The organism is Roseburia sp. OM04-10BH, assembly GCF_003462605.1.
Classification (GTDB): Bacteria; Bacillota; Clostridia; order Lachnospirales; family Lachnospiraceae; genus Roseburia_C; species Roseburia_C amylophila.
In genome coordinates this window covers 548,311-555,262 of sequence record NZ_QTZI01000001.1, presented here as the reverse complement: position 1 = coordinate 555,262, position 6,952 = coordinate 548,311, and the positions used below count along the sequence as shown (strand labels likewise).

The following is a 6,952-nucleotide window of genomic DNA, read 5'->3' as shown; positions in this document are numbered from 1 at the left end:
GCCCTTTATTTTCAAGGCTTGAAAGCGGTTTTCATCAACACATTTTGTCCTATAACTCTTTTTACATCTTGTCCTATAGGTCTACATTTTTCTATTTTTTACTCGTGACGCAATGCCTCGATTGGGTCTAAGTTTGCTGCCTTATAGGATGGCAGAAGACCGAAAATAATTCCGATAATCATGGAGAATACCACGCCGCCTACGGCTGCCGGTGCACTGATGGCAACCGGTGTGGTACTAAGTTTTGAGATAATCTCAGCTAATATGATTCCCACCAGAACTCCAATCAATCCGCCTAAACTGGTAAGTACTGCTGCCTCGGTTAAGAACTGTCCCAAGATAACAGACTTTCTTGCTCCGATTGCTTTCTTCAGACCAATCTCACTGGTACGCTCCGTTACGGATACCAGCATGATATTCATTACACCGATACCGCCAACCAGAAGGGAAATTCCAGCAATCCAGATTAACATAGTATTGGTGGACTGGCTCAACTGCTGAATTTGTTTTGCCTGCTCCAGTAAGTCTTCGGATTTGTACTTAATGGTATCATCCGATGTTGCAAGATAGCCATTTAAAATATCGGCACTCTTCTTTCCTGCATTGGTCATATCGCTGGTGCTCTTTGCTTTAATAAGAACCTGCTGTGGTTCGTCATAACGATAGATAATCGGCCAGGTTACAGATGGTACATAAATCTTACCACTGCTGTCCTGGGAATAAGTATAATAATCATCAATGGAATTGATAACCGGCTCGAACTGCTCGCTCTTGGTTGCAATTCCTACAACAATATATGGCTGCTGCTTAATCTCAATGGTCTTTCCAATTGGATTCTCACCCTGAAATAATGCTTCTGCAGAATCTTCATCTAAGATTGCGACCTTTGCAAAATCACTGTAGTCCTCTTCGGTAAAGCAGCGTCCGCTCTTCATAATCATTCCCGCAGTATTAAAGTAGCCATTGTCTACTCCCATAATATAACCGCCGGAAAGAGAAGTATTTTTATAGTATGCTCCATCATAATCCTGTCTGGAAAGGAATAAAGATGCATCCTCTACTTCATCCAGATCTTTAATCTGCTCCAGTGCTTCATTTGTAATTACCGGAATTCCACCCGGTACACTTCCATAGGAAAAATCCATGGAATAATCTCCCTGATACAACTGCACTGTAACATTGTTATCACCTGCGCCAATCAGGTTCTGCTCAATCTGTTCATTCGTTCCTTTAATCGTAGATACAATTGCAATAATCGCTGCAATACCAATAATAATACCCAGCATAGTTAAGAAGGAACGCATCTTGTGTGACCAGATACCCTGAAAAGATAATCTTAAATTTTCTAACATGTTCGTCCCTCCTACTAATACATTACAGTTCCGGAATCTTCATCCTTATTGGTTTTGACTCCTTCTTTTGCTGTCTTACCATATGGAAAAGCAAGATAATCATCCATTGTAACTCCGGATTTAATTTCTACTGCATATCCGTATATGGTCTTTCCTGTCTTCACATACTGTTTTACAAGATGACCAGTTCCATCATCCTTCATGACATAGCTCTTACCATCTTCCTTACGCACATATGCTTTATCCAGATAAATCTTATCGGAAGAATCTTCATCTCCACCAAGATTAATGGAAAGACTTAAGTTGTCTCCATTGCTAAGTCCAGTACTGTCTTCAATATATGCGGTATAGCCATAATAGGATGCATTCGGATTGCCATTGCCATAATAATAGCCATTGGAATCCTCCGGGTAATCATTAATCTCTGTTATTGTTGCATCAAATACCATTCCGGTGCTCCAGGAGGTTGCTGTAACACTCTGTCCGACTTTCACCTGTTCCAATGCAAGCTCATTTAGAGTTCCTTTTACATATAGACCATCTGAACCGGAAAGTGTCAAAAATGCACTTCCATCATTTGGAAGATTATCCGGATCTCCTGCTTTCTTTACGGTACCATTAAACTCAGCATAAACCATTCCATCTTCTGACTGGCTTTCCATCTGTTTCAACGCAAGCTCCGCTTTTCTTTTATCCAGATCAAGCTTAGTCAGTTCTTTTTCTTTATCCGCAATCTCTTTTGCCAGTTCATCTGCCGTATATCCGCTCTGCTGGTTATCATCCGGTACAGATGGTGTATCCGGTACAACCGGTTCGACCGGGGTATCCGGGACATCCGGCTCATTAATTACTTTACTTCCATCAATAACATACCATTTTGCATCCGGGTCTGCTTCCTCTAAAGCTGCACCGACTTTTGTCCATGCACTGATTAAGGTTCCGGCTACGGTATTTCCGTCATGAATTTCAAATACCGCAACCTTCCCCTCACTTTTCAATGTATTCAGATAGCTTCCATAGACATATGCTTCCTTTGTACATAAGAAGCGGTATGGATTCTCCTGGCTTCCATCTCCGGTATATGGTTGCGCCGTTGTTGAAATATAATTATAGGCATCTCCGTTCTTCTCTTCTACCGTATCCGGTGTGGTTACAGAAGTATCCGTAGATGGTGTTTCCGGTGCTGATGGCGTCACACTGTCTACAGACGGTGTACTTGTTGTGGCATTGCTGATTGGCTTGGTATTTTTAAGCTTTTCCAATTCCTTCTGTGCTACAGCACTATTATTTTCGATTGTCTGGATGTCTAATTTCTTCATCTCAATTGCCAGGTCAATATTGGTCATATCATATTGTAACAGCGGGTCACCTTCGGATACTTCCTGTCCTTCTGTTACAAACACTTTCTGAATGGTCTGCTCTGTGCTGACATAAACATCCTGCTGCTGTCCATTGGTCACGGTTCCGTCACTTTCCATGCTGTCACCCCAGGAACCAGTATTTAACATGGATACTGACTGTACCTCTGCTACCAGCTTACTATTCTGGTATGCCCGGTATCCTACTATTCCTCCGGTGATTCCACCTCCGGCTAAAACTACGATTAGAATTGCAATTATAACTTTCTTTTTCATGCCTTGCCCTCCTCATCGTCTGTAAATATTTCTCCGTCTACTATATGGAGGATTCTCTTTGCCTGTTTTGCAATGTTAATATCGTGGGTAATCATGACAATGGTAACGCCCTCATCATTCAGGCTCTGGAACAATTCCATAATCTGTTTACCGGATTTCTGGTCCAATGCTCCGGTCGGCTCGTCTGCCAGTAAAATCTTCGGATTATTTACCATGGCACGGGCAATTGCTACTCTCTGCTTCTGTCCACCGGAAAGCTGTGTCGGACGGAACCCGGAACGGTCTCCTAATCCTACACGCTCCAATGCCTTCTGTGCTCTTTCTTTCCGTTCTTTCTTCTTTACACCGGCATAGCTCAGTGGAAGTGATACGTTATCCAGTGCACTTTCCCTTGGCATCAGTTGAAAACTCTGAAATACAAATCCAATACTGTTCAGTCGGACAGCAGACATCTCACGGTCTTTTAAGTTTAAGACATCCTTTCCTGCCAGTTCATAGGTTCCGGAAGTCGGTCTGTCCAGACATCCGATAATATTCATCAATGTTGTCTTTCCGGAACCGGACGGTCCCATGATAGCAACATATTCTCCTTCTTCTACCTGTAAAGATACATCCTTCAATACCGGAACTACCAGTTTATCCTGATTGTAATCTTTATAGATATGCTGCAGATTCAGAATCATTCAACCACCTCCGAATCTGTCGCACCTGACTCGCCGCTATCTGTAAATTCAGTTCCGGCTTCATCATACATTCCTTCGTCCATGTATTCGGTTCCGTCAGTATTATACATGCCTTCATCCATAGATTCAGTTCCGGCTTCATCATACATTCCCTCATCCATACCGGAATCATCTGTAGATTCCTGATTGTATAATGGAGAAGAATAATCTACTTCTTCCATATTGGTAACTGCAGCTACACCCTCATACAGTCCCTGCATCGGGAATGCAATCAGGTCATCTTCAGAAAGTCCGGATTTAATCTCATATTCACCCAGATTTTCATCATGCTCGCCTAATTCCACTTTACGTTTTTCCAGACGGTTCTTCTTATCTGCTGCCCACACATATGGGTCTCCATCATCCTGCACAATATAATAGTCATACAGCCAGAGTCCTTCCTTTTCTTCAACCTCGCCCTGTCCGTAATCCGGCTCTATATATAAATGCTGTCCTAACATCAGTCCGTCTGTACTGTCCAAAGTAACATAGAATGAATACTTAGACGCAGAATCTCCAGAACTGCCTCCATCATACATATCAGAAGAATTACTGTCCGTCTGGGTGCTTTCAGTATCAATCTTGGAAATACTTCCTGTCCAGGTCTGCGTCTCATCTAATCTGGAACGTAAAATAACCGGTGTTCCCTCTGAAATTGTTCCTACAGAAGTCTCATCAATTGTTCCTTTTACACGGTACTCGCCTGTCGCTAATATTTTCATATATGCTGCAGTATTTCCATTGGGATCCACCCCGTTTTCATTGATTTCTTTTACAACACCAGCCATCTTACTGGTTACTTCTGAGTTGTCGATGGATTTCTGGTATTTGTCAATCTCTGCCTGTTTGCTTTTCTTGTTGTATTCTGACTGCTTAATGGAAGTCTGCAGTGTCTGAATCTGTGTGGTATATTCAAACTGCTGGTCTTCCGGTGCGCTTGCTTTTTCTTTCTGCAATTCTGCAATCTGTGCATTTGAATTGGAAATGTCATTTGCAATGCCTTCCATCTCAAGCTTTGCCTGGTCTATCTGCATCTGCAGATCTTCTGTATCATAAGAAAATAATACGGTTCCCTCTTCTACTTCATCACCAACAGAAACGTATACTTCCTTTACTTTACGTTCGGAATCCTTATTTATCTCTAAGGTCTCCTGTGGTTCTACCACACCACTGTAACGGTTATTGACTCCTGCTGACTGATTCATGATTGCAGATACTTTTTCTACATATACCTTGTCTGCCGAATTTCCACCGCTGCTTCTTCCCTTTAGGAAATAGAATCCTACTCCGGCTGCAACTACTGCCACTGCAATAACTCCAATAATAATGCCTACCTTCTTTTTGCTCATCTGTCTCCTCCTGAATAATTCCTTTTTCCTGCCTTTTACCTGTAGAAACTGCCGTTGGCAGCTTTTTATGGGTGCCTGACTTCGAAAAAAATAGCCGTAAAGCTTTCATACTTTACGACTATTTTATCATTTTCTTATCTGAAATACAGCGTGGATAATTCCTAAGATTTCTTAAGAAATCATTAATTTCCCGACAAAATTTTTTGTGATTTATTTCAAAGGATATTTTGCAGTTAACTCTGATACGATTGCTCTTGCTTTTTCAGAAGCTGTTTCACCCTCTTTAATCATCATGGCAATTGCTTCTGCAATCTTATCCATATCCTCTGTATTCATGCCTCTTGATGTAACAGCTGCAGTACCGAGACGGACGCCACTGGTTACAAATGGAGACTTCGGATCATTCGGAATGGTATTCTTATTACAGGTGATATTTACAGAGTCTAATAATTTCTCTACTGCCTTACCTGTCAGATCATAGTTAGTAAGATCTACTAACATCAGATGATTGTCGGTTCCACCGGATACAATCCTGATGTCACGGCTTAATAAGCCCTTGCAAAGTGCCTGGGCATTATCAATAATACCCTGCTGATATACCTTGAATTCCGGCTGTAACGCTTCTTTTAAGCAGACTGCCTTTGCTGCAATGACATGCATTAAAGGTCCACCCTGGATTCCCGGAAATACTGCCTTATTAAAGTTATATTTATCTGCTGCTTCCTGATTGCAGAGAATCATTCCGCCTCTTGGTCCTCTTAAGGTCTTATGGGTTGTTGTTGTTACAACATCTGCATATGGGATTGGGCTTGGATGAAGTCCGGCTGCAACAAGTCCGGCAATATGTGCCATATCAACCATAAGAACTGCACCACAGGCATCTGCGATTTCACGGAATTTCTTGAAATCAATGGTTCTTGCATATGCGGACGCACCTGCAATAATCATCTTTGGCTTACATTCCATTGCAATCTTCATTACGTTATCGTAGTCAATGAAGCCTTCATCATTTACACCATAAGGTACAATATGGAAATAAGTTCCAGAAAAGTTTACCGGGCTTCCGTGTGTTAAATGTCCGCCGTGGTCTAAGTTCATTCCCATTACGGTGTCACCCGGTTTTAAAATAGCAAACTGTACAGCCATGTTTGCCTGTGCACCGGAATGTGGCTGTACATTTACATAGTCACAGCCAAACAGCTCTTTTGCTCTCTCAATTGCCAGGTTCTCTACAATATCAACGCAGTCACATCCGCCGTAATATCTCTTTCCCGGATAGCCTTCTGCATATTTATTAGTCATTACACTTCCCATCGCTGACATTACTGCCGGGCTTACCCAGTTCTCAGATGCGATCAGCTCAATGTGGCTGTTCTGACGGTCAAATTCTTTGGTAATGGCATCTGCAACTTCCATGTCCACTGCCTGAATATCTTCTAATGTATACATGTTTCTTCTCCTTCTCTATGTGATTTTCTTTAGGCGATTGCGAAAGGGGATAGCTTTTCTTTCAAAATTTTGCTATGAAAGGGGATTTGAAGTCTGCACTGAAATCCCGCAGTTCTAAAAGGCATGTTTTGCGTAACGCGATAAAAACAGTCTTTCCAATGTTTGACATCGTCGCTGCATTGTTCGTCAACTTCAGATGCATGATAAGGGCTGTTAGGGGCACTTAGAATTTCGTCGGTTCTTTGGCAACGCTGGCACAGGGACGTGCCAGCGAGGCGCAATTGAACATGGATGTGAATTTGCGCCGGTTGCCGGAAAATATGGCATTATACCGAAATTCTTAGTGCCCCTTGCAGACTTTATGCTGCATCCGCAGTTGACGGACAGTACAGCGCCCCCGTCAAAGCAACGGAAAGTACATCTATCCAATTTCGCAATCGCCCAAT

General features: G+C 42.3%; 5 protein-coding genes. All 5 read right to left on the bottom strand.

All coding sequences use genetic code 11. The annotated features are described in order from the left end of the window. Positions 1-98 precede the first annotated feature (98 nt). Positions 99-1,352, bottom strand: coding sequence for an ABC transporter permease (locus DXB43_RS02455; protein WP_022243929.1), 1,254 nt, complete (start codon positions 1,350-1,352; stop codon positions 99-101). 14 nt (positions 1,353-1,366) lie between these two features. Then, a complete protein-coding gene (locus DXB43_RS02450; RefSeq protein ID WP_117946521.1) occupies positions 1,367-2,986 on the bottom strand; it encodes a biotin/lipoyl-binding protein in 1,620 nt (539 codons plus the stop codon). Beyond that, a complete protein-coding gene (locus DXB43_RS02445; RefSeq protein ID WP_022243927.1) occupies positions 2,983-3,669 on the bottom strand; it encodes an ABC transporter ATP-binding protein in 687 nt (228 codons plus the stop codon). The genes DXB43_RS02450 and DXB43_RS02445 overlap by 4 nt, the downstream gene beginning before the upstream one ends. Next, on the bottom strand, positions 3,666-5,057 hold the full coding sequence (locus DXB43_RS02440) for an efflux RND transporter periplasmic adaptor subunit (protein ID WP_117946520.1): 1,392 nt from the start codon (positions 5,055-5,057) through the stop codon (positions 3,666-3,668). Before DXB43_RS02440 ends, DXB43_RS02445 begins: the two co-directional genes overlap by 4 nt. Before the next feature lie 210 nt (positions 5,058-5,267). Further along, a complete protein-coding gene (gene glyA, locus DXB43_RS02435; protein ID WP_117946518.1) occupies positions 5,268-6,506 on the bottom strand; it encodes a serine hydroxymethyltransferase in 1,239 nt (412 codons plus the stop codon). Between the last annotated feature and the right edge of the window lie 446 nt (positions 6,507-6,952).